A 21,803-nucleotide genomic window follows, 5' to 3' on the forward strand; every position below is an offset into this window, starting at 1 on the left:
TGTGAACTCACAAATGAGCCTCAAGCCTTGTCTGATTTCAACTGTAGCATTCAGGACCACAGAAATGATCCGCACATCATCCTCCCTTGCACTCAGCATCTTCGCGGCAGTTTTTGCAACGTCCGGCGCCCTTGCGTCGGATGACGCCCTCCCTGACGGGCCCTGGAAAGTCATGGAGATCGACGGCGCCGCGTCGGCGGAGGATGTGGCCTCCACGCTGACCATCTCTGCCGATGGCACCGCGTCCGGCCAGGCCGGCTGCAACCGGTTCACGACACAGGCCACCATCGAAGGTCAGTCGCTGACATTCGGCGCGATCGCCGTGACGCGGATGATGTGCTCCGAAGCCGAGATGCAGCAGGAAAAGCGCTTCCTGGACGCTCTTGCCGCGACCGCCCGATGGGAGAACGTGGATGGCGCCCTCGCCCTGTACGACGGCACGAACAAGGAACGGCTTCGTTTCGGCTCGGCCCTGTCCGAGATCAGCTTCAAGGTGGCGCTTCCGCAGGGAGAGACGGTCGACACCCTGAAGGTCACCTATGAATGCGAAAGCCGGTCGCTCGACGTCGAGTACATCAATGCCGGACCGATTTCGCTCGCGATCCTGAGGATGCCGGACGAGACGGTCGTCGCATCCCAGGTCATCTCCGGATCGGGGGTCCGCTACGCCGGCGGCGAATACGTGTGGTGGACGAAGGGCATGAAGGACGCCTCCCTGCAGAACGTCCGCGCGGGGGAAGACGCTCCGGTGGAAACCTGCACAGCCCCCTGAGCTTCCGCTCTCGGGCGTGCGATCAGCCGGTTTCCACCAGTTTCAGACCCAGCATCTGGGTCGTGATGCTGAAATAGATGAGCAGGCCGGTCACATCGACGATGGTTGTCAGTGCCGGGCCGGAAACCACGGCCGGGTCCTGCCTTGCGGCCAGTGAGGCCACCGGAAGGATCGCTCCTATGAGCGTGGCGCTGACGACCTGAACCGCAAGTGCGACGGCAATCGCGAGGCCGATACCGTGCAGGGTCAGGCCCTCGGGCACGTCGTGCACGTTGGAAATCAGCAGCACCTTGAGAAAGGCGAAGAGGAAGAGGGCGCCGGCGAGCAGCAGGGAGACCCTGGTCTCGCGCCAGAGCACCCTGGCCGCATCGCCGACGGCCAGGCTCCCTGAACTGATGGCGCGGGTGACCAGACTTGCGGACTGGGTTCCCACATTGCCGCCCGTATCGGCGACCATCGGCATGTAGAGCGCGAGAATGACCAGCGCGTCCAGCGCGCTTTCATAGAGATGGACCACGTAGCCGGCCGCCAGTCCGGCCACAGCAAGCCCCAGAATCCAGGGGACGCGACGGCGAAAATCCGCCCAGATCGACAGCTTCAGATAGTCGTCTTCCGGATCGCCGACGAGGCCCGAAAAGACGTTCGAGTCGGCTTTCAGCTTGTCCAGCAGAAAGCGGTGGGCCGCCAGAGCAGTGACCACCCCCTTCACGTTGCCGTTTCCGTCTATGACCGGAAGCGCTTCCAGACCCTCGTTGACCACCTTGTGCGCGGCTTCCTCCGCCGTCCAGTCGGGGCGGGCTACCGGGTGGTCCCGTCTGGCAACCCGGTCGACGGTGACCCCCGCTCCTCCGCCAGCGCATTGGTGCAGCGTCACCATTCCCAGATATCTGCCATCCGGCGCAGTGACACAGATATGCTCACCGCGGCCAGTGTCCATCAGGGCCAGTGTCCGGACCGCTTCGTCGCAAGGCATGGTTCCCTCCAGCACGGCCGGATCGGCCGCCAGCAGGAGTTCAACAGGCTCAAACGGCTTTGTGTCGATGGCATCGTTCGGAATCTCGGTCATGCGCCCTGTCTTGGATATGGTCACGGGGAAACCTGTGCGTCCCCCTTTTTTCGCCAGGCGGGATCGCGGTTGTCAATCGCTTGCCGGCCGGAAAGTCCGAGACGGCAACCGGTCCGGTCGCCTGGAAGCACCTGTTGACGCTTCACAAGCACGGCAAAAAAATGCTACCGCTCAGGGAGCGGGATCCTTGCGGGCCCCGATCTTCTCACCAACCTGTCTTGTCGATTTGCGTTCCTGCCAATGAAACCTGCCCTGACAACTCCTTCAAACCTTGCGGTGGCCACCGTGCTGCTGCTGACCTCGGGAACCGTTGCGTCAAATGCGGCGGATGTTTCGCCTCGACCCGCGGACGCCATGGTGCAGAGCCAGCCGGAGGTGGCCTTCCAGATCACCCCTTATGTCTGGGCGACGGGCCTGCAGGGCGACGTGTCTCCCTTCCGGCGCGTTCCGACCGTGCAGGTGGAGAAATCCTTTTCCGATATTTTCGACGATCTGAATTTCGCCGGCTTCGTCAATCTCTACGGCAGATACGGTCGCTGGGTCCTGTCCGGCGACGTGATGTATGTGAACCTGTCGGAAAGCGAGACGGTCGGGCCGCTGCCATATGTCGGCGCGATCGGTGCCGAATTCGATACCGTCCAGTTCTCGGCAACGCTTCAGGCCGGCTATCGGCTCGTCGACACCGACCGTTTCACCTTCGACGTTCTGGGCGGCGCCCGCCGTTGGCATCTTTGGAACGACCTGAAAGTGAGCGCGGCCGGGCGCCAATTCACGGTCGAAAGCAACTACGGCTGGACGGACCCGCTGATCGGCGCGCGCGCGCATCTGCATCTGAACAGGAAATTCTCGCTGCTCGCACAAGGCGACATCGGCGGGTTTGGGGTCGGTGCGGACACCACCTGGCAGGCACTGGCAACCGCGAACTACAACATCAACGACAGGTTCTCCGTTTCACTGGGCTACAAGGCACTCTACGTCGATTATGACAATGACGGCCATGTGTTCCAGTCCACGCTTTCCGGTCCGGTTGCCGGGGTCACCTTCAGGTTCTGAGGCCGTCCGGAGTCAATCGTCGCTCATTGCGGCCGGCCCGACCTCGTAGGCTTCCTTTTCCCAGTCCTTCCGGGCTTCGAACATCAGCAGGATCGCGCCAGCGAAAAAGCATGCCGCTCCGATCAGCAGGTTGATGTTGGAGGCCGGAAGTATCCAGCCCGGCTCTTCGCCTGCGGGGACGTAAGCCAGCAGCGAGGAGGCCATGAAGGTGATGCATCCGATCAGGTTTATGAAAGTGATCCACCAGTCGAGCTGCCGTGGCCGGAACGACCAGTAGGCGTGACCGGTTTCGATATAGGCCAGATACCCCGACACGAGAAACAATATCGAGCCGATCATTCCGGGGACCCAGATGATCAGGTCCTGGATGACCTGGCCGGAAGGCGCGTCAATCGCGTCGAAAGTGTTGAAATTGAAGGCCACCGTTCCGACGAATTGCGTGAGCGTGCACCACCAGCCGGAATTTGTGGGTTGCCACCCGATCAGGCGCAGCTTTTCCGGAGCCGGAGCCACGTCGGCAAGTTCGGAGAATTCCGGCGTGTTCGCCGCCTGAAAGTGCTGGAGAAAGCCGGCGAGGGTGAACGGGATGGAACCGCTGAAGAAGACGGTGCCGATTTGCGTCCCGGGCAGGGACGTGGTGACCAGTGCCAGCACGGCGCCGATCATGAAAAGCGCCGCTCCGATCGCGAAACTCAGGCCCATGAACCAGTTGTAGGCGGGCCGATGCCAGAACGTGGTGTCCTTCTGACCGGGCAGATGTACAAGCCCCTTGCGGTGCTGTCTCGCCCGCCAGATGAATTTCCTGTCACGCAGACGGTAGGCTCTGTATGTGACGAAAGGCCAGGGTCCCTCCCGGTGAACCTCAATGGCGCCAGCCAGATTTCGCACGAAGCCGTTCATTCATTTCTCGCATGTCTCAAGGAAAGCGCACCGATGACGAAACAGGTCAGGCCGGGCGGCAGCCATCCGCCCGCTGACGGGTGAACGACTGCCATTCGCCCGGGATCGCTCCCATGGGATCATCCCCCGGGCGCCAATCCTGCCGGCAAGGGCCTCAGTGATGAAAGCCCGAAAAGTTGTCGCCATCCAGAGGCGTGGCCGGCTTGTAGGAAGACAGGTGGTCGAGCGCGGCCTTCACGTCCTGCATGAGTTGCGAACACAGGTCGAAACTGACTCCGTTGCGCACCAGGATTCGCTGGATCGCCTGATCCTGGCAATTGGCCGGCAACGTGTAGGCGGGCACCTGCCAGCCGCGAACGCGCAGCCTGTCGGCGAGGTCGAACAGCGTGAAGCCGGGATCGATTCCCTCCTTGAGCTTCCAGGACACCGCCGGAATGCCGCGGGCCGGATCGCCGTCGAAAACGATGTCGAACAGCCCGAGCTTGCCGATCTCGTCGGCAAGGAACCGGGCGCTGCGATAACAGGCGCCATGCACCTTCGCGTATCCTTCGTGTCCCAGTCTCAGGAAATTGTAGTACTGGCAGACGATCTGGCCGCCGGGCCGGGAGAAATTCAGGGCAATGTCGCGCATGTTTCCGCCCAGGTAGTTCACCCAGAACACCATTTCCTCCGGCAGGTCCTTTTCCTCGCGCCACAGCACCCAGCCCACACCCAGCGGAGCCAGGCCGAACTTGTGGCCGGAGGCATTGATCGAACGGACGCGCGGCAGGGAGAAGTCCCAGGCCAGATCGGGAGCGCAGAAGGGTGCCAGGAACGCGCCGCTGGCGCCATCAACATGGATGGGAATATCGAGACCGGTCTCTTTCTCGTACTGGTCGAGCGCATCGCTGACGGCCTTGACCGGTTCGAATTCGCCGGTGAAGGTGACGCCCAGTGTCGGCACCACGCCGATGGTGTTTTCGTCGCAGTATTTCAGGACCTCTTCCGGGGTCATGAGCAGGCGGCCTTTTTCCATCGGAATTTCGCGATGTTCGACATCCCAGTATCTGGTGAACTTGTGCCAGCAGACCTGGACCGGCCCGGTCACCAGGTTGGGCTTGTCGGTCGGCTTGCCGGCGGCGCGCCTGCTTGCTTCCCATCGCCGCTTCATGGCCAGTCCGCCGAGCATGGCCGCTTCACTCGAACCGGTGGTGGAGCAGCCGGTCGCCGGCCCCTTCGGCGCATGCCACAGGTCGGCGAGCATCTGGATGCAGCGTTTTTCGATTTCCGCCGTCTGGGGATACTCGTCCTTGTCGATCATGTTCTTGTCAATGCAATCATCCATCAACTGGTGAATCTCGGGCTCTTCCCAGGTCTGACAGAATGTCGCCAGGTTCTGCCGGGCGTTTCCGTCGAGCATCAGTTCGTCGCGGACGACGGCATAGACGTGGCGCGGATCGCGTTCGTTTTTCGGGAACGCGGTTTTCGGCAGCGCCGCTCCGGCGTCGCTGGCGCCGTAGACTTCATCAAACTCCGCATTGCGTCTCTTGCTCATTACACTCTCCAGGCGTGTGAAACTGAATTTTGCCGGCACGACACCGGATTGTGATCGTCACTGCACGGGCGCGCAGCACCGGCCGTCACTTTTGGGCAGTACCCTGCAGGTGCGTGGTCGCATCCGTCTGGCCGCCTTTCAATGCGGAAATGGGCATGATGCCCACGTCCGATCCCCGGGACAGGACACCAAGGTCAAAGCTCGAATAGTTCAGGCTACCATAGGTCCGCACATGGAACAGCTTGCGATCGAGGTCCGAGAGGTTCGTCCAGCTCGTGAATTCCGTGGCATAGGCTTCCGCGCTCCCCGACGAGAGACCGGCAACCTCCAGGTGACCGCCCCCCTCTTCCGGATAGTCGATGGTCACGCCCCGGGCGCGGTCGAAATTGTTCATGACGTGGGCCAGGGTCACGACCGCCTCGTCGGGCGAGGCGGCCTTTTCCGTGAACTGGGCGTAATAGGCCGCGCGCACGAAGCGGCCCACGGAGGTGTTCGACGCCGGCAGACCGGCGGTTGCGATGCCCGAGTCCGGCTGAACGGCATGATAATCGCCGAATTGCGCGCTCGTCTTGTCCACGTTGGACAGGAACGTGTAGTTGTCCAGATTGGTCAGGTGCCAGGGAAACTCCGGCCCGTTGGTCATCACCCCGACGGGATTGTCATAGAGCGACATCTTTCCGAGATTGAACTCGACCACGAGCGACGCGCCGCTGGCGTCGTGAACAACGTAATGGAAAGGCGATTCGACACCTCCCAGCAGCGCTAGAGGCTCAAGCAGAACCGGCTGGTCTTCCAGTGCCTTCCTGACCTGCGCGACCGTCGCGAACTGGCTGAGGGCCCAGGAGCCGAGATCCGACGCGGAAAGCACTGCGGCCGTCGTCTCGACGGACTGCTGCTTTCCGCCGGCAGACGGGTAGGAAAGCAGACTGAAGGTCAGGCCCTGCTCGTTCATGCCTTCAAGGGGCTTGAGGTCCTGATAGGTCAGGGGATTGTCGGGGGTAGGCCTGCGGCCGGGCATGGTGATGCCGATGAAGGCGTAATTGCCGGTGAACTCAAGATCGGGATGTCCCTCGATTCGGGACTTGTAGGCCAGTGCCTTCGGGAAGAAGACAATCTGGTAGGGAAGCTCCATCGTGAGTTCCAGTGTTCTTCCAAGGTAAACCTTGCCCGCGGCATCGCGGTAAATAAGTGATGTGCACATTTCCCGGACTTCCAGTTGTTGAATTTTCAGCGGTCCAAATTGATTTTCGACTTGTCTTTCGTCAGTACGATGAACAGCTCCTGTCTGCTTCGGGCCCTGTCATTCTGCGCAATGCGCCCGGAACAGGCCCTGTTAACGTTGGATCACCTGACCGTCGTGAGCGGTGAGGTGGAAGATGTCATCGCGCCCAGAGAGAACGCCAGAGACGCGGCGGCAACCAGAGACGCCGCATGGGCCTCCGCCTGCGCCTGGCGGGCATCCAGAAGGCCGCTGTCGGCAAGCGTGACATCCGTGATCGTGCCCAGACCGTTTCGGAACGCGTCGAATGCCGCATCAAAGGTCAGGCTTGCGGCAGCTCTCAATTCGGTCGCCGCGGCATAGGCCTCCAGAGATGAACGCAGGTTGTCGGACGCAATCACGATCTCGCGCATTGCCGTATTGCGCGTCTGCTCGAAGCTCGCCTGGGCCGAAGCCGTGACGGATTGCGCCCTCTTTCGGCTCGCGCTTCGAAGACCTCCGTCGTAGAGTGGAATGCTAACGCCGACGAAAACGCCGGTCGACCCTGTCTGGACCCCGACTTCCGGCAGGTTGCCGACCTGAAAACCGGTCTGGTTGGAGGCGGCGATGCCGCTCAGATAGACTTTCGGCAGAAACTCGGCGGTCGCGGCCCGTTCGTTCGCCTCGCTGGCCTTGACGGCGGCGTAGCTGGCCAGGACATCCGGTCTGCGCGCCAGGGCCGTTTCGATGAGCTTGTCCGTCGGAAGGGCACTGGCGCGAGGCAGGCGACGGTCGGCGACGGAGACGATCCTGATTTCGGACCTTGGCGAAATGCCGACCGCGCCGATCAGCTCATGATAGGCGTCACGGCGCGCATCCACCGCCTGTACGCGCCTGAGCCTGGCTTGCGCTGCAAGCTGGTTCGCCTGGGCCACTTCGATTTTCGTTCCGGTCCCATTCTTGAATCTGGACTCCGCCGCGGCCATGACTTCCCGACTGTTTCGCACTGCCTGGTCGGCGATCTTCACGTTGGTCTGCGCAAGGTCGTAGCGGTAATAGGCCTGGGTCACACCGTAAATCAGTGCCTGATGGGTTCCGTTGAAGCCCACATTCGCTGCGAAGGCATTCTGCTTGGCCGCATCCCGCCACGCCTGGCGCTGGCCAAAGTCGAAGACGAGCCATTGCAGCGCCAGATTTGGGGTCGCCCCCTTGACCGTGGTCGTCAGGTCGAACGTTCCGCCCTCGATGTCGGGAACCGGGGTGACGACTTCGCTCCAGCCGCCGATCACGTTTCCGGTCAGGACCGGAAGGAACGTCGCCTCCACCATGCCGACAGACAGGGCGGCCTGACGCGCCCTTTCCCATGCGACACGGGTCGAGGGATGGTTCTTCTGCGCCAGATCGATCAGTTCCGCCAGTCCATAGGTCGCATTCACCTTCACTTCCCTGGAGCTGCCTGCAACTTCCGGATTTGCCGGAACGGAGAAGTCGGATGAGGCGCCGGTGCTGTCCTTCGGGTGCCAGGCCTGGTCGGGAGCGGAAGGCGCATCGCGGTAGGAATCGGCGACGCAGCCGGAGAGAATTGCGGCAACGCACAGGATCGGCCCGAATTTCGGCGCTCTTTCTCGGACTGACTGGCAATGCCGACGCATCATGCTCTCCGCAATAAATAATCAAACGCCGCAGGCGCCTGGACGGGTTAGCTCCGCAATTCCGCTGCCGACCTGGAAAGTCGCGGAACAGAAGACGGGGCTGACGGGAAATTTCCGAGGCTGCTCAGAACGGAATGGGCTTCCTCACCGGACATGCTACCGGTCCCGAGATCGATTGATAAGTCCCTGAGCTGATGAATCTCCCGATTCAATCGCGAGACGACATCGTCTGACGGCTTCAGGCTGGCGGGTTCGAAGAAAATCGTGTCCATCAGCCTCCCCGCTTCGGCCAGTTCCACGTTCGCCTGAGTGACCTCGTCGAACCGCAGCGCGGGCGATGCCTGCGACGCCGCGCGGTCGAGGGAGGCAATCGCGGCCGATATTCTGGCGACGACTGTCTTGAAGGCACTCCTGGGCCAGACCTGTGTAAACATGAGATAGATCGCCAGATTGCCGACCAGGATTCCGATGATCCGGTCGCTTGCCTGGGAGAATTCGAAACTCGGTCCGAAATCGTTGAGGACCGTGAGCAGGAAAGCGAGGGCGATCTGCACGCCTGCGTAGTTGATCCGTTCGTCTCCGGACGAGACCCAGGCACCGATGAAGACACCGCAGAAGACCAGTGCCATAAGGCTGCCGATCGAGGTGATGTGCGGCATGACGAGGACCAGCGCGGCAACGCCGAGCGCCGCACCGATCAGGCAGCCGCCAATTCTGAGCAGCAGCTTGTGAACCGTCTCGCCGACACTCCCCAGGGAGGCGACGTAGCAGGTGATCATGGCGGTGTGAATGCCGTTCCACTGAATGCCGGTATAGATGAGATAGCAGAGAATTGCGGCCGAGGCGGTCTTCAGCGCAAAGCGCAGATGATCGGGATTGCTGAGGGCGTCTTCAGCGAACAGGGGCGGCATGACAAATTCGGGAGTGGCGCCGCCATCGGCGTTGCCCAGCCTGTCGAGGAGCTGCCACAACGTCGAGCCATGACCATGCGTGCCGGACTCCGGATCGGCCACGGGCGGCATTTCGCCTGCCTCGATGCGATCGGCCGCGGCGGTCAGGGCATGCTTCAACTCCGCAACCTCATCGGCGGGAGCATCCGGTTTCAGGCCCGCGACGGCCAGAAGGATCCGACAGCTGGTTTCAATGGCTCCCGTCAGCCAGAGCGTCTGAGCCCCGGGGGCCAGATGCAGCAGCCGGGCCAGCTTCATCCGCTGCAGCGCTTCCTGGTTCCCCTCGCCGAGAAGGTCGGCGAGATCCTCCGGGGCCGTGCCTGTTGCGATCCGGTCAGCCGACAACCGCAGCCGTTCCACGATCTTCTCGCGCACCAGTCTTTGCGGCGACGGGCCGGCAAGCAGGCTGAACACGAACATCACCGCCATCGGTACCGCCACCATTTTCCAGGCCATCAGCAGGCCCTGGTCGGCGACTTCTCCAACCGGCACATCGGTGACCAGGGTCAATATGAAGGCAATGATCAGGCCGATGATGGCGGCCTGTTCTCCCAGGGTGGTGGCGGAACTGAGGTAGAGGAACACGAACGAGGCCGTGAACATGGCGGCAAGCCGCATCGCGGGACTGTCTATGGTGGCGTTGATCAGGGGGATCATGCCCGCCACCACCAGGGTCGCCAGCAGAATGAGGCCGATCCCCATGACGCAATTGTTGAAGGCGTCCCGCTTCATCAGGAAAATCACGAGGTAGAGACTGATCGACGCTTCCGGAACCCGGTAGGTCATCGAGACCGCCGCGGCCAGCGCGCACACGAGCGCCACCTGCCAGGTCAGCTGGAAACGGCCGGGAAAGGGTGCCAGATCCCGAAGAATCCGCTGCAGAAAAGCCGGTTCATGCACCTCAGCAGGCCTGGTCATGATGGATGATCGTATTGGCGGAAGCACCGACCCGCATCAGGTCGGCCGGGGGATCGATGAGGCGAATGCGCACCGGAAAGCGCTGCTGTATGCGCACCCAGTCAAGGGACTTGGGAACGATCGGCAGGCTGATCGGCAAGTCGAGAAGCTCTTTTGAACTGACCCCCCAGCCGATCCCCTCGACAACACCCCTGATTTTGGTCTTGCGGCTGGAGAGCGCATAGACGGTCGCGCAATCGCCCACCGAAATCTCCGGCAGGCTGGTTTCCAGATAGGCGGCGGAGGCATACCAGGTATCGGTCTTGATCAAGGTGAAGATCCGCTGGCCCGGCAGCACATATTCGCCCGAGGAAATGTTGAGGCCGACGATCCGGCCATCGTGGGGGGCGCGTATCGTCGTGTTGGAAAGCTCATGCTCGGCCAGGGCCAGTGCCGCCCGCCTCGCGGTTACCAGGGATTCGGCGGCCGCTTCCGTGCGGACCAGCGCCTCGGCCGCCTCGAGCTGTTTCAGCGCCTCATTCAGGCTGACCTGTGCATCCTTGCTTGCCGAGCGCGCGGTATCCACCTGCTGGGCGGAAACATACCCCTTCTCCTCCATGGGCAGGAGGCGGTTCAGCGTCTGGGTGGCCAGTTCCAGATTGGTTTCGGCACGCTGCACCTGTTCCTCGGCAATGGCGACATTGGCGAGCTGCGCCTGGATGTTCTGTGCCTGATCCGTCTGTTCCGCCAGTGCGATCTGGAGATCCGCCCGCGTTTGCTCCACGGCGAGCCTATAGGGCGTCGGATCCAGCTCGAACAGGACGTCCCCCTTCTTGACGAAGGCGTTGTCCCTGACAGGCAGATTGACGATCCGGCCGGCGACCGAAGGCGCAATGTGAACGACGTCCGCGTTGAGAATGGCATCGTCCGAAGCCGAGACTTCGGAAGAGGCCCGGACCCCGAGGACGACAGCCGCGACGGCGGCCGAAATCAGGATCAGGCTGACAAGTGTTCCGGCGATTTTCGCGTTTCTGCTGGTCACGGAATTCGGTGCCTCCTGGCTCAAAAGACGGTCAGCTCGATGAGCGCGGCAATCCCGGCGACCAGAGAGAGGTACATGGCGCCCCGCCATCGGAGGATGTTTTCAAGACCGGTCGCCACGAAGAGGATGCGCAGGACGACGGTCAGCAGGACCGCGGCCGCGACAGACAACAGCCAGGAGGGAAAGTAGCTTCCGAACATGGGAACACTCGGCGCCGCAGCCTGAGCACCGCCGCCGGAAAACACCCATAGGAGGAGAACAGCGGGCACGATGCGGGTCCGGGCTCTCCGTTCCTTCATGAACACGTCCATCCTTCCATTGCACTGCGCTTCCCGGTCACGGAAACCGGGGGGATAACCAGCCGTTTCGACAATCAGTTGTCACCGAAATACTCCTTGCGAAGATCGTTGATTACACCCTCTTCATGGGCGCCCACGACCTCTATCGTCATCGCCCGCCTGAGGGAACTGCCGTGAGGAAGACCGAAGCCGTATTTCTCCGGCTGAAAAATCGGCCCGACCACCTTGAGACCCGCCTGCGGATTTCTGTACAGGTAATACTCCAGAACCGGGGCATCACCAATGATCGCTTCCACCCAGCCGTTTTCCAGAGCCTCGACGGAGGCCCTGAGGTTCCTGGTGGAGATCGAGGTGATGATGGAATCATGCGCGAATTCCTCCGCGCTGCTGCCTTCGGAAACCGCAACCGTTCTGCCGGCCAGATCGGAGACGTCGTTGATGGTTCCGGTCAGCGTCAGGCTTGTCATGACACTGGTGACCGAAGAGGTGACATAGGCCATGACGGCGATCCCGCACACGAGCCACAGCGCCTGCCAGATCCGGCCCACCCAGCCGAACAGGTTCTTGCGTTTCGGTGCCTTGCCCGAAGTGACGACGGACATGACCGAATAGAAGCTCTCGGCGATGCCCTCGGTCCATTCGCGCGGAAAGCCAGTGTCGAACTTCCGGTCGAAAAGGGTCATGCCGATGGTCGAGACAACAATGATGAACGCAAGCCAGGCATAGGCCTTGAGATAGCCTGCATCCCTCAGCCCCGCGACCACGCCCCAGAAGCCGACGCGCGGTGTTTCGCTGGCCATGATACGCAAACCTGCGTCGAACCACGGCTGTGTAAAGTCGAAACGGGCGGCGCGCTTCTCGGTGATGGTCAGATTGGTGACGGCAAGATCGACATTCTCGGCCGCAACCGCATCAACCAGCTGACCAACGGTTTCGAAAGGCAGGTAATCGTATTCGACGCCGATCTCGCCGGCGATATATTCCCACAGGTCGACCGCCATGCCTGAAACTTCGTCCCCTTCGATCATGACAAAGGGAGGACTTTCGTGAATACCAACCAGAATTTTCCGGGCCGGGTCCTCCTCCTGCGCGAAGGACAATGTTGAAAAGCAGATTAGCGCGGCAAACGCGGCGAGAACTCGCAGCATGGCAATGACCTTGGTCGAACTCTTTCGGAGGGATATCGAAGCTGGAATGAAATCCAATTAACAAGCTCAATCGGTTAGATGCAACTCATGCAACGTTTTCAATTAAGGAAACGAAGGGTCCAGCCACTGGAAACATGTTGTCTCCTTAGATTTTAACGTCAAGTTAAAGATCGCAACGCTGCGGAAGCGGCGCCGGATTTATTGTGGTTAGCCACTGAAAAATGCGCAACCCGCCCGGAAATTGGCCGTGTCGTGGAGCGGAGACTGGCCGACTCCGATGCGCGCCATGCCGGGGCGGGCCTGAAGGCGGTGTCCTGAAGCGGTGCCCGGCACCCGGACGCTGTTGCAGGCACCTCAAAAGCGGTATTCGTTGACCTGCCGGTAGGTGGCATTCGCCCTCAGGACGGCAGAAGGAAAATGTGACCGGTTCGGACTGTCCGGCCAGGCCTGGGGCTCCAGACAGATTCCCGAGCGTTCCGGATAGGGGATGCCCAGATGACCGGCGTGGCTGCCGCTCAGCTTGTAACCGTCATACAGATGAAGGCCCGGCTGGGTTGTCCAGAGCTCCATTTCGACATCGCCGCAGGAAAGCGTCGCGGCATGCGCAAGAGGGCCCGCCTGAAGCCTGTGCAAGGGATAGGTGTTGTTGAACTTGTGCTTCGGTAAACCACGGGGAGATGTGAAATCGAAGGGCGTTCCCGTGACCGGAGCGATTTCTCCCGTCGGAACAAGCGTGTCCTTGGACGGCAGATAGTGGTCTGAAAATATTGTCAGCTTGTGCGCGTCGGTCGATGGGCTGCCGGCAAAATTGAAGTAGGGATGATGGCAGATGTTGACGATCGTGTCCCGGTCACAGGCCGCTTCGAAGGACAGCCTGAGCGTGGCCTGATCGATGATTTCGTAACAGGCCACAACATGCAGGCTGCCGGGATAGCCGGCTTCGCCGGCAGGGCCGGTGAGTTCAAACGAGACCTTCGCGGCACTCCGTTCCTTAACGCTCCAGATCCGGCTCCAGTATCCGGCATTTCCCCCGTGGAGATGGCGCTCCCCCCGTTCGTTGCGCTCCAGATCGACCGTATGTCCGTCAAGCCGGAAGCGGCCGTTGGCGATGCGGTTCGCATACCGGCCGATGACCGCCCCCATGAACTGGCGATCCTCACGGTATATGTCCGGATTTACATAGCCCAGGACAAGCGGAGCCGCGCAATCAGACAGGCGCAGGTCGCTCAGGCTCGCCCCATGGGGAATGACGGTGGCGCTCAACCGGCCATTGCTTATCGAAATCGCTTCATTGCCATTGGTCGTCGTCATCATCAGCCTGATTTCCAGATCCGCGAACCGCAAGCCGGTCCCGGCCTGACCGCCTGCGCGAGATCTTGCAGAGGAAGGAAAGGGCCGGCCGACCGCCGGCGAGGACGCCCCGAGACGGAACGGGAGAGAACCGGTCATTCCGAATCTCGGGGCGCCGCACGGGCCGGGTCCTTCAAGTCAAGGTCCCGGCCACATCTTCAGCAACTCAGAAATTTTCTGGCGGTTTCGGAGCTTTGCACAACCCACTCGTCCTCCCGGGCAGCAAGCCGTTCCGGATCCGCCTCCCACGGCAGCCATTGTTCGAGAATGGTGTTGATGTGTCTTTCATCCGGTTTCACCAGATCCAGTACGGCCGGGATGTCCATCATGCCCTGACCGAGCGGCGTTCCCACCACGGCAAAGCCCACCCCGTAGGGATCGACCGCAAAGCGGCAATCCTTCAGGTGAAGATTGATGGCATAGGGCGCCAGAAGGCGCACGGTTTCCATCGGCCATTCACCTGCGCAGATCGAGTTTGCAACATCAAGACAGACGCCGAAACTGTCGGACTCCAGATGCTGTACCAGCGACACGAGACTGGAGGATTCCAGGGCGAAGTGGTTTTCGAAGGCTATCCGGACATTCCGGTCGGACAGGGATTGCTGGAAGGCTTTCAGCTCCGCAACGATCCGGTCCTGGCCCTTTGCCAGATCATCCGCGTCGAGGGAAACGCGGATCAAGGTGCAATCCAGCTGCGCGGCATAGTCGAGATAGGTTTCGAGACTGGCAGTGTCCGTCGCGCCCGCAAGCCCGAGTTCAATCGCCATGCCCCTTGATCTGGCTTCCCGCGCAAGCTCGTCGATCTCTCCCTTGTCACGTTCGTGCAGGGGAATGTTGTCCGCAAACTGAACGAGCCGAAGCCCCGCCCGTTCGGCGCGCTCGAGCAAGTCGAGCAGGCCGAGGGGATTTTCGGGAATCCGGTCCTTGAAGCCGCATGACCAGCGGTAACTGAAACTGCCGAGTCCAATCACGACGACCTCACAAAAGCGACGCGATGAGCTTGTTGATGTTGCGGGCCGGAACCCCGTCGGCCACCATCGCGTCAAGCTCCTGCATGGAGATCTTGCTGCGCAGCTTCTCCAGATTGTCCATGATTTCGAAGGTGGCCGCGATCGCCTCGACGTTGTCGCCATTCCGGGTGAAGACGTCATAGGCGAACCAGCCGTCCCACCCCATGCGATCGATGTAGTAGAGAAGCTCCAGCGTCTCCCACAAATTCACCGATGCCGGCAGCATGTCCCAATCGGCACCACGGTCGTTGTCATTGAAATGAACGTAGAAGAGACGGTCGAGATCGTTGCCGAGGGCGGCTTCGGCGGCCGGGGTTTCATTCGCCATCAGCGCATGGCCGACGTCCATCGTCACGCCGAGGTTCGCGGCCCCGATTTTCTCGCAAAGAACGAGCGAGCGCGCCATGGTGGGCAGAATGATCCGGTTGCGCGATTCAAAGGGCTTGTATTCGATCGAGATGCGCACGTCGTCCCGATGGGCGGCCGCGGCTTCGAAAGCTTCTACAAGCCATCTCCACTGGTCCTGGTAGTCGACTTCGAACGGATAATCCCAGCCGTCGATCAGGGGACAGACGGAGATCATGTTCGCACCGAATTCGGCGGACATGTCCATGGCGGTCTTCATGTATTCGATGGCCGTGTCGCGAACCTTCTTGTCGCGCGATGTGACGGATCCCTTCCGGTACATGTCCTCCGACTTGACATTGACGTTGACCGCCGAGACCGCCAGCCCGCTTTTCTTCACCAGATCCACGGCTTCGCCGCCATGTCCCAGGTCCTGCGGATACACGGGTTCCACTCCGTCGGTGCGCGGTATCTTCAGCGCGAGTTCCAGCCGCTCCTCAAGCTCGCGATGCTCCTGATAGACGTGAAAGCGGTCGTTGTAACGCCCGATCGTGCCGAGCAGTATCGAGTTCTTGAAAGCCATTGTTCTTACTTTCTTCGCGGTTGTCGGGCTCGCGCCCTATCGGTTGTAAATGAGGTCGGGAATGGTGGTCACCAGCTGGGGGAACAGCATCAGAAGACACAGCAACGCCAGGTGGACGCACAGGAACGGGAGGATCGCCGTCATCATCCTGCCGATCTTCACACCGGCAATGCCACCGGCGACATAGAGCGACAGACCGACGGGCGGGGTGATGGTTCCGATCATCAGGTTGATGGACATCAGCACGCCGAAAAACAGCGGATCGATGCCGAAGGCCTTGATGACCGGCAGCAGAACCGGAGTGAACACGATGATCGCCGATCCGCCATCGAGAAAGCATCCGGCGACAAGAAGCAGCAGGTTGATCAACAGCAGCAGCACCAGGACGCTGGACACGTTTTCCGAAAACCACCCGGCGATCGCCGAAGGGATCTGTTCGATTGTCAGGACATAGCCAACGAGGCTGGCCGCGCCGACAATCGCCATCACGAGGGTGGTATCGCGGGCGGTCCGGAACAGGATGTCCGGCAGGTTCGCAATCCTGAGTTCACGGTAGGCGATGCCGATCACGAAGGCATAGGCAACGGCGACGGCCGCAGCTTCCGTCGCGCTGAACGCGCCGGTCCGGATCCCCCCCACAATGATCCCCGGAAGCAGCAGGGCCGGCAGGGACTGAAGGAAGACCCGTGCGAACCCCTGTCTTTCGGAGGTTTCGGACTCCACTTCCCTTTTCGCCACCGGTTTCGAACTGAAGTAGATGTACCCCATCAGGCCAAGGCACATGAGAATGCCAGGGACGATACCTCCGAGAAAGAGGCCCCCTATGGATACGCCGGACATGACGCCATAGAGAACCAGGGGAATTGACGGCGGTATCGTGGAGCCGATGACACCCGAGGCAGCGACGACGGACGCCGCATAGGCGGGATCGTAGTTCCGGTCCTTCATGCGCGGAATGATCGTGGAGCCGATCGCGGCGGTGTCGGCTACGGACGATCCGCTGACACCTGCGAACATGGTCGCGGCAAGAACGGCAACATGGGCAAGCCCGCCACGAATCCAGCCCACCAGGTAGAAGGCGAAATCGATGAGCCGGCGGGTGATGCCGCCCGCCTCCATGAGCTTGCCCGCAAGCAGGAAGAACGGAATTGCAAGCAGGGGGAAACTGTCGATGCCCGCGTAGACCCTCTGCAGCACCAACTGCGCCGACATCAGGCCGTCACTTGTCAACAGCACGATACAGGCCGCGATCAGGGCGAAAAAGATGGGCACGCCGAGAAGCAGCAGCACGAAGAACGTGCCTGCGAGAATAGCCAGTGCCGTCATGGGGCTTCATCCGAGGTATGGTTGCATATGGCGATCAGCAGTTCCCGGATGAGATTGATTCCCAGCCAGAAGATCATCAGCAACACGGACAGAAAGATAACGGAGTAGATCAGTCCGAAGGGCACCTGGAGCGCGGGTGTCAGCTGCGCCCATTCCCGGCCGAGCGCCAGCCAGGCCCCCTTGGCAAGATACCAGGCGCAGTACATTCCGACTGCCTGGGCTCCGGCGATGCAAAGATGGCGGAAGCGCGCCGGAAACAGTTCGATGACCGTTGTCACCGACAGATGCTCATTGTTGCGACTGAGAACCGCGGCGCCCAGAAAGACGAGACATATCATGCAGATACGCGCAGCTTCCTCACTCCACGTCAGTGAAAAATCCAGCAGGTACCGGGAGAAGACCTGCGCCAGAACCGCGAGGATCATCGTCGCGACTATGGCAATAAGCAGGAAGCGCAGCATGGCATAGACGATGAATTCGACCGTCGACATCCAGGCCAATAGCTTTTTTGAATTACCGTCTGTCATGCTGCGCCTCTTGAGATCAGCGGGCCTGATCGATCAGTTCGATCCAGCGGCCGGACTGGTCACCGAATTCCTCGATCGCCTGTTCGCGCAAAGGCGCGACCTTTTCCGCGAGCGCGGCCCGGTCCGGACGGGTGATCTGCATGCCTTTTTCTTCAAGAACCGCAAGCAGGCTGGCATCGTCGGCAGCGACCTTGTCCCTCTGGACCTGCTGGCTGTCGATCACGGCCTGGGAGATGATCTCCTGATGTTCCTTGGAGAGCTTGTTCCAGAGTTCCTCGGAGTACATGACCATGTGAGTCAGATGCAGATGGCCCGTCAGCGCCAGATGATCGTTGACCTCATAGAAGGCGGCCGCATGAATGTTCGACAGCGGGTTTTCCTGACCGTCGACAATCTTCTGCTCCATCGCCGCATAGAGCTCGCTGAACGCCATGGGCGTAGGACTTGCGCCCATCATTTCCACGGAGGTGAGGTGATACTTCGCATTCGGCGTGCGGAGCTTCAGGCCCTTCAGGTCATCCGGCGTGTTGATCGGCCGCACGGAGTTGGTGACGTGGCGCATGCCGGCTTCATAGAAACCGAGATGCTTGACACCGTGTTTCTCGATCAGGGTCGCGACTTCCTCGCCAAGCTCTCCATCGAAGGCGCGGAAGGCATGTTCGCGATCGTCGAAGAGGTAGCCGATCTCCAGCGTATTCATGACAGGCTCCCAGGAGCCGAAGAAGCCGGTTGTCACCCAGGTGATCTCGAGCGTGCCATTCCTGAGCTGCTCAACCAGTTCGCGCTGGTTCCCGAGCTGCCCGTCCGTGAAGATGCGCACCTCGATTTCGCCGTTCGAACGCTCTTCCACCAGACGCTTGATTTCGCGCGCACCGACGTTCTCGGGATGATCCCCGGAGACGACGGTCGCGATCTTGACCGTGACGTCGGCGGCGAAAGCCGGCAACGCGACGGCTGACGACATGACGAGCGCCGCAATAAACGGAATATGTTTCATTTCTTTCCTCCCTTTGATGTGCCTCAAGGCACGAAGATATCCGCCGCCGGCATGCCGCCGGAACGATGGCGGTTGAATCCTTCTATGATTTCAATCATTTCGTTCGTAGTCCGCTCCCAGTGCGTGCGGTAAAGCGCGGCGACCCGGTCCAGTTCCCCCGCCTCGATCGCATCCAGCATGCCCAGGTGCTCCTGCGTGGACTGCACCGGCAGCGGCCGGAGATGCAGCACGAACAACCGGGCCCGGTCCGTCAGCACACGCAGGCTGTTGTATTGCTGGATCAGGCGGTCATTGCCCGAGCTGGCAACAATTCCGAGGTGGAATCTGGTGTCCGCCTGCACCCATGCGTCGCGGTCCCCGCTCTCGATCGCTGCCTGCATATCCGCGGCATGCCGGCGCAACTGCGCAAGCGCGTCACTCTTTTTGCCCTCGCAGAGCAAAAGGGCCGCCTCCAGTTCCAGCGCCCGGGCAATCTGATGAATCTCGCGTACATCCTTGACGCTGAGAGGCAGGACACGAATGCCCCGCCGGGGCAGGACTTCCACCAGCCCCTCGTCGCGCAGGCGAAGCAGTGCCTGATGCACCGGGGTGCGGCTTAGCTCGAAACGTTCGCAAACCTCTCGTTCAGATGCGAAGGACCCTGGCGCCAGAAGATTGTTCAGGATTGCCCCGCGCAGAACTGCATATGCCTGATCTGCCAATGATGTGTTCGCGCCGTCAGTCACTTGCGTTCGTGCTCCCCGTTTCTTCACCGGCAAGATTTATCAGATAAAGCTTCATGTCAAGTTTCAACTGATATTTCAGTTGAAACTTTCTTGTTGCAACAAGCTGAACCGCCGCGCAACCGCGCGACATCAGCTGCAGAAACGGAAGATCCACACAGCGGAAAAATGGAATTATCCATTTGAATTAAATGGTATTTTTCGAAATATTCCGCACAGCGAGAACAGCCCGTCAGGGCATGTCGGCCTGTCCCAAGAAAAGATGAAATGAATCGCGCCCGAGTCCTGCGGGACGCCATGACTGGTGCCCCTGCCGGTCAAAGCCAAATCGTCACGCGGCGGCACGCCGCCACAAGCCTGTGAGCAGCCGGAGCCTTCGCATGACCGACACCACCGGCGACGGGCATGCACCGCAAGTTCCTTGAGTTGCCGGATCAAGCCCCGTCATTGTCGCCGCGCAGGGCTGCGTCAAGGCCACCGAAGAGCCCTCCAAACGCAGTCAGATGCGTCGGAAAGACAACTCTTCGCTCCCAACCCCCTAGGACCAGAAATCGGCCTGAAGCTGCGCGGCTTCGTCCTCCAGGAGCGGGCCGATGACCTCGACCTGTCTTTGGCCGGCAGCGAAGACCGTGCGGCAGGGAAGGTCCAGAGTCGGGTTCTCGTCATGATCGCCGGTCTGTTCCTTGAGCGATTTTTCCGTCTGGCCGAAGACGACACGGCCGATGCCGGACCAGTAGACGGCACCCGAACACATGGCGCAGGGTTCCGCCGAAGTATACATGGTGCAGCCGGCGAGAAACTCCGGCCGCCACCGCTTGCTGGCGCGCGTGGCGAGCAGGCGTTCGGCATGGGCCGTCATGTCCTGGCCCTCGGCGCTGTAGCCGTTTCCCTGCTCCATCAGGATCTCTCCCTCCGGCCCGACCAGAAGGCAACCGAACGGATGGTCGCCGGTTTCCCGGGCCGCAGCGGCGATCTCGAACGCCCTGCGCAGCAGCGCAATGTCCCTGTCTTCCCCTGTCATGCTCACGCCTGTCTCCCGTATGCAGTTGCGTAAAAAACGATCATGCCCGGTTTCACCTTGCAAGTGCCTCGAAACAATCAGTCGATCTGGATAGAATTTAACCAATCTGCTGACAAAAATTTAGGCATTCGCGGAAATGTTAAGCGAAGCCCCTGCAATCAAATGCAATCACCTTCCCGTCTTCTTGACAAGAACACGGCCTTGATCTTCCGTTGGAGTGAGTAGAAGCGGTAGAGCCTTCGGCTTTGACATTGCTCATCTTCGTGGGTCGGCCAATGCTGCCTTGGGAAATGTCCCGAGCCTGCCTTGCGAACAATGGGATGAGAATGGCGAACGGTTCGAAATCATGCTCCCGCAGCTTGCCCCATTTTCCAGTGAACAACAGTGAAAGGATGTGCTGATGCGCATGTTTGACAAGAAAAGTTTGTGCGTTGCGCTGACATCGGTCGCGGCTGCGGTTGCCGGTGCGGCATCCGCCTCGGCAGCGGATCTTGTGACCTATCAGCTCGACTGGCTGCCGGGCGGGGACAAGGCTCCCATCTACGTCTGCGTTCAGGAAGGATTCTGCGAGGAAGCCGGTCTGGAAATCAAGATCGAGCCGGGCCGCGGCTCCTCGGAAGCCATCACCAAGCTGGCGACCGGTACGTCGGATATCGGCTCTGCCGGACTGGGCGCGCTGATGGCTGCCAGAGCGACCGAAGGCGTGCCGGCGACTGCCGTCATGTCCATCTTCAACATGGGACCGCACGCCTTCTACACGACGGCCGACACGGGCATCACATCCATCAAGGATGTCAAGGGCAAGAAGATCGCAACCTCGCCCTTCACCTCGTCCAATGTCTTCCTGCCGCTGGTACTCGGCGACAACGGGATTTCCGAAGACGAAATCACCCTGACCAAATCCGATCCCGGCGCGCTCGGCCCGTTGCTGATGACCGGCCAGGCCGACGCCATCATCGCCTGGCTCACGGATGTGTCCCGCTACACCAATCAGGCCAAGGAAGCCGGCAAGGAGATCGTCATTCTGCCGTGGGCCGATGCCGGTCTGGAACTTTATTCCGCCGCCCTCGTGGCCAGCGACTCCTTCCTGAGCGAGCGCCCGGAGGTGGCAAAACGCTTCGTGGCCGCGTTCAAGAAATCCCTGGAGTTCGCCTATGCGAACCCGGACAAGGCGGCGGCTGCCGTTGCGGCGATGGTACCGGAACTGTCGGCGGAAGACGTCAAGGGCTCCTGGCTCGACGCCTCCAAGCTGGCCTTCAACGAGGTAACGGAAACCTACGGCCTCGGCGCACTGGATGCGGACCGTCTGCAAGCCACTTGGGAGCGGGTCGCCGCATCCCAGGGACTGGACCCGGCGTCGCTGCAGCCGGAAGATGCTGTCGACCGGTCCTTCCTGCCGGCCTCGGAGTAA

The 21,803-nt window shown here is 60.9% G+C and carries 19 protein-coding genes and 2 pseudogenes; 4 read left to right on the forward strand and 17 right to left on the reverse strand.

What is annotated here, in order from left to right; genetic code table 11:
- Positions 1-64 precede the first annotated feature (64 nt).
- Positions 65-451 (forward strand): annotated as a pseudogene (locus DCO57_RS24080) (META domain-containing protein); the annotation flags it as partial.
- 81 nt (positions 452-532) lie between these two features.
- Positions 533-772 (forward strand): annotated as a pseudogene (locus tag DCO57_RS23945) (MliC family protein); the annotation flags it as partial.
- 22 nt (positions 773-794) lie between these two features.
- Here DCO57_RS23945 and DCO57_RS16850 read toward each other — a convergent pair.
- Entirely contained in the window at positions 795-1,838 is a 1,044-nt protein-coding gene (locus tag DCO57_RS16850; RefSeq protein WP_116700080.1) for a magnesium transporter, read from the reverse strand.
- 240 nt (positions 1,839-2,078) lie between these two features.
- On the opposite strand from DCO57_RS16850, the gene DCO57_RS16855 reads away from it, so the two are divergent.
- Positions 2,079-2,891: a DUF481 domain-containing protein gene (locus tag DCO57_RS16855; RefSeq protein WP_205756188.1), complete on the forward strand. Its 813-nt coding sequence runs from the start codon at positions 2,079-2,081 to the stop codon at positions 2,889-2,891.
- Positions 2,892-2,903: 12 nt separating this feature from the next.
- Here DCO57_RS16855 and DCO57_RS16860 read toward each other — a convergent pair whose 3' ends face one another.
- The 16 genes from DCO57_RS16860 to DCO57_RS16935 all read right to left on the reverse strand — a co-directional run bounded on the left by DCO57_RS16860 (position 2,904) and on the right by DCO57_RS16935 (position 20,392).
- The gene (locus DCO57_RS16860) at positions 2,904-3,791 is read right to left on the reverse strand and encodes a hypothetical protein (RefSeq protein ID WP_116700081.1); all 888 of its coding nucleotides are present in this window, start codon (positions 3,789-3,791) and stop codon (positions 2,904-2,906) included.
- A gap of 154 nt (positions 3,792-3,945) precedes the next feature.
- Positions 3,946-5,325 carry a glutamate decarboxylase gene (locus DCO57_RS16865; protein ID WP_116700082.1) on the reverse strand — a complete coding sequence of 460 codons (1,380 nt, stop codon included), beginning with the start codon at positions 5,323-5,325 and terminating at the stop codon, positions 3,946-3,948.
- Positions 5,326-5,410: 85 nt separating this feature from the next.
- Entirely contained in the window at positions 5,411-6,526 is a 1,116-nt protein-coding gene (locus tag DCO57_RS16870; RefSeq protein WP_116700083.1) for a linear amide C-N hydrolase, read from the reverse strand.
- Positions 6,527-6,669: 143 nt separating this feature from the next.
- Complete coding sequence (locus DCO57_RS16875; RefSeq protein ID WP_116700084.1) at positions 6,670-8,175, reverse strand: TolC family protein; 1,506 nt, start codon at positions 8,173-8,175, stop codon at positions 6,670-6,672.
- Between the two features lie 47 nt (positions 8,176-8,222).
- The gene (locus tag DCO57_RS16880; protein ID WP_116700085.1) at positions 8,223-10,043 is read right to left on the reverse strand and encodes an FUSC family protein; all 1,821 of its coding nucleotides are present in this window, start codon (positions 10,041-10,043) and stop codon (positions 8,223-8,225) included.
- Positions 10,027-11,064 (reverse strand): multidrug transporter subunit MdtN, encoded by a 1,038-nt coding sequence (gene mdtN / locus DCO57_RS16885; RefSeq protein WP_205756189.1) that lies wholly within the window; start codon positions 11,062-11,064, stop codon positions 10,027-10,029. The genes DCO57_RS16880 and mdtN overlap by 17 nt, the downstream gene beginning before the upstream one ends.
- Positions 11,065-11,084: 20 nt before the next feature.
- A complete protein-coding gene (locus tag DCO57_RS16890) occupies positions 11,085-11,363 on the reverse strand; it encodes a YtcA family lipoprotein (RefSeq protein WP_165814770.1) in 279 nt (92 codons plus the stop codon).
- A gap of 74 nt (positions 11,364-11,437) precedes the next feature.
- On the reverse strand, positions 11,438-12,511 hold the full coding sequence (locus DCO57_RS16895; RefSeq protein ID WP_116700088.1) for a transporter substrate-binding domain-containing protein: 1,074 nt from the start codon (positions 12,509-12,511) through the stop codon (positions 11,438-11,440).
- A 354-nt stretch (positions 12,512-12,865) separates the two neighbouring features.
- A complete protein-coding gene (locus DCO57_RS16900; protein ID WP_116700089.1) occupies positions 12,866-13,960 on the reverse strand; it encodes an aldose epimerase family protein in 1,095 nt (364 codons plus the stop codon).
- A gap of 59 nt (positions 13,961-14,019) precedes the next feature.
- On the reverse strand, positions 14,020-14,832 hold the full coding sequence (locus DCO57_RS16905; protein ID WP_165814771.1) for a TIM barrel protein: 813 nt from the start codon (positions 14,830-14,832) through the stop codon (positions 14,020-14,022).
- 7 nt (positions 14,833-14,839) lie between these two features.
- Positions 14,840-15,799 (reverse strand): sugar phosphate isomerase/epimerase family protein, encoded by a 960-nt coding sequence (locus DCO57_RS16910; RefSeq protein ID WP_116700091.1) that lies wholly within the window; start codon positions 15,797-15,799, stop codon positions 14,840-14,842.
- A gap of 36 nt (positions 15,800-15,835) precedes the next feature.
- The gene (locus DCO57_RS16915) at positions 15,836-17,125 is read right to left on the reverse strand and encodes a TRAP transporter large permease (protein WP_116700092.1); all 1,290 of its coding nucleotides are present in this window, start codon (positions 17,123-17,125) and stop codon (positions 15,836-15,838) included.
- Entirely contained in the window at positions 17,122-17,652 is a 531-nt protein-coding gene (locus tag DCO57_RS16920) for a TRAP transporter small permease (protein WP_116700093.1), read from the reverse strand. The genes DCO57_RS16915 and DCO57_RS16920 overlap by 4 nt, the downstream gene beginning before the upstream one ends.
- 16 nt (positions 17,653-17,668) lie before the next feature.
- Entirely contained in the window at positions 17,669-18,649 is a 981-nt protein-coding gene (locus DCO57_RS16925; RefSeq protein ID WP_116700094.1) for a TRAP transporter substrate-binding protein, read from the reverse strand.
- Between the two features lie 23 nt (positions 18,650-18,672).
- Positions 18,673-19,374, reverse strand: a complete 702-nt coding sequence (locus tag DCO57_RS16930; protein ID WP_116700095.1) for a GntR family transcriptional regulator — start codon at positions 19,372-19,374, stop codon at positions 18,673-18,675.
- Positions 19,375-19,909: 535 nt separating this feature from the next.
- The gene (locus tag DCO57_RS16935) at positions 19,910-20,392 is read right to left on the reverse strand and encodes a nucleoside deaminase (protein ID WP_116700096.1); all 483 of its coding nucleotides are present in this window, start codon (positions 20,390-20,392) and stop codon (positions 19,910-19,912) included.
- A 406-nt stretch (positions 20,393-20,798) separates the two neighbouring features.
- On the opposite strand from DCO57_RS16935, the gene DCO57_RS16940 reads away from it, so the two are divergent.
- Entirely contained in the window at positions 20,799-21,803 is a 1,005-nt protein-coding gene (locus DCO57_RS16940) for an ABC transporter substrate-binding protein (RefSeq protein ID WP_116700132.1), read from the forward strand.

The organism is Labrenzia sp. 011 (assembly GCF_003075075.1).
GTDB lineage: Bacteria > Pseudomonadota > Alphaproteobacteria > Rhizobiales > Stappiaceae > Roseibium.

Excerpts from the sequence above, each read along its gene's own strand:
- DCO57_RS16935 (WP_116700096.1), bottom strand. The coding sequence starts at position 20,392 with ATGACAGGGGAAGACAGGGACATTGCGCTGCTGCGCAGGGCGTTCGAG.
- DCO57_RS16920 (WP_116700093.1), bottom strand. The coding sequence starts at position 17,652 with ATGACAGACGGTAATTCAAAAAAGCTATTGGCCTGGATGTCGACGGTC.
- DCO57_RS16860 (WP_116700081.1), bottom strand. The coding sequence starts at position 3,791 with ATGAACGGCTTCGTGCGAAATCTGGCTGGCGCCATTGAGGTTCACCGG.
- DCO57_RS16925 (WP_116700094.1), bottom strand. The coding sequence starts at position 18,649 with ATGAAACATATTCCGTTTATTGCGGCGCTCGTCATGTCGTCAGCCGTC.
- DCO57_RS16900 (WP_116700089.1), bottom strand. The coding sequence starts at position 13,960 with ATGACCGGTTCTCTCCCGTTCCGTCTCGGGGCGTCCTCGCCGGCGGTC.
- DCO57_RS16890 (WP_165814770.1), bottom strand. The coding sequence starts at position 11,363 with ATGAAGGAACGGAGAGCCCGGACCCGCATCGTGCCCGCTGTTCTCCTC.
- DCO57_RS16875 (WP_116700084.1), bottom strand. The coding sequence starts at position 8,175 with ATGCGTCGGCATTGCCAGTCAGTCCGAGAAAGAGCGCCGAAATTCGGG.
- DCO57_RS16855 (WP_205756188.1), top strand. The coding sequence starts at position 2,079 with ATGAAACCTGCCCTGACAACTCCTTCAAACCTTGCGGTGGCCACCGTG.
- DCO57_RS16865 (WP_116700082.1), bottom strand. The coding sequence starts at position 5,325 with ATGAGCAAGAGACGCAATGCGGAGTTTGATGAAGTCTACGGCGCCAGC.
- DCO57_RS16910 (WP_116700091.1), bottom strand. The coding sequence starts at position 15,799 with ATGGCTTTCAAGAACTCGATACTGCTCGGCACGATCGGGCGTTACAAC.
- DCO57_RS16880 (WP_116700085.1), bottom strand. The coding sequence starts at position 10,043 with ATGACCAGGCCTGCTGAGGTGCATGAACCGGCTTTTCTGCAGCGGATT.
- DCO57_RS16895 (WP_116700088.1), bottom strand. The coding sequence starts at position 12,511 with ATGCTGCGAGTTCTCGCCGCGTTTGCCGCGCTAATCTGCTTTTCAACA.
- DCO57_RS16870 (WP_116700083.1), bottom strand. The coding sequence starts at position 6,526 with ATGTGCACATCACTTATTTACCGCGATGCCGCGGGCAAGGTTTACCTT.
- DCO57_RS16940 (WP_116700132.1), top strand. The coding sequence starts at position 20,799 with ATGTTTGACAAGAAAAGTTTGTGCGTTGCGCTGACATCGGTCGCGGCT.
- DCO57_RS16915 (WP_116700092.1), bottom strand. The coding sequence starts at position 17,125 with ATGACGGCACTGGCTATTCTCGCAGGCACGTTCTTCGTGCTGCTGCTT.
- DCO57_RS16850 (WP_116700080.1), bottom strand. The coding sequence starts at position 1,838 with ATGACCGAGATTCCGAACGATGCCATCGACACAAAGCCGTTTGAGCCT.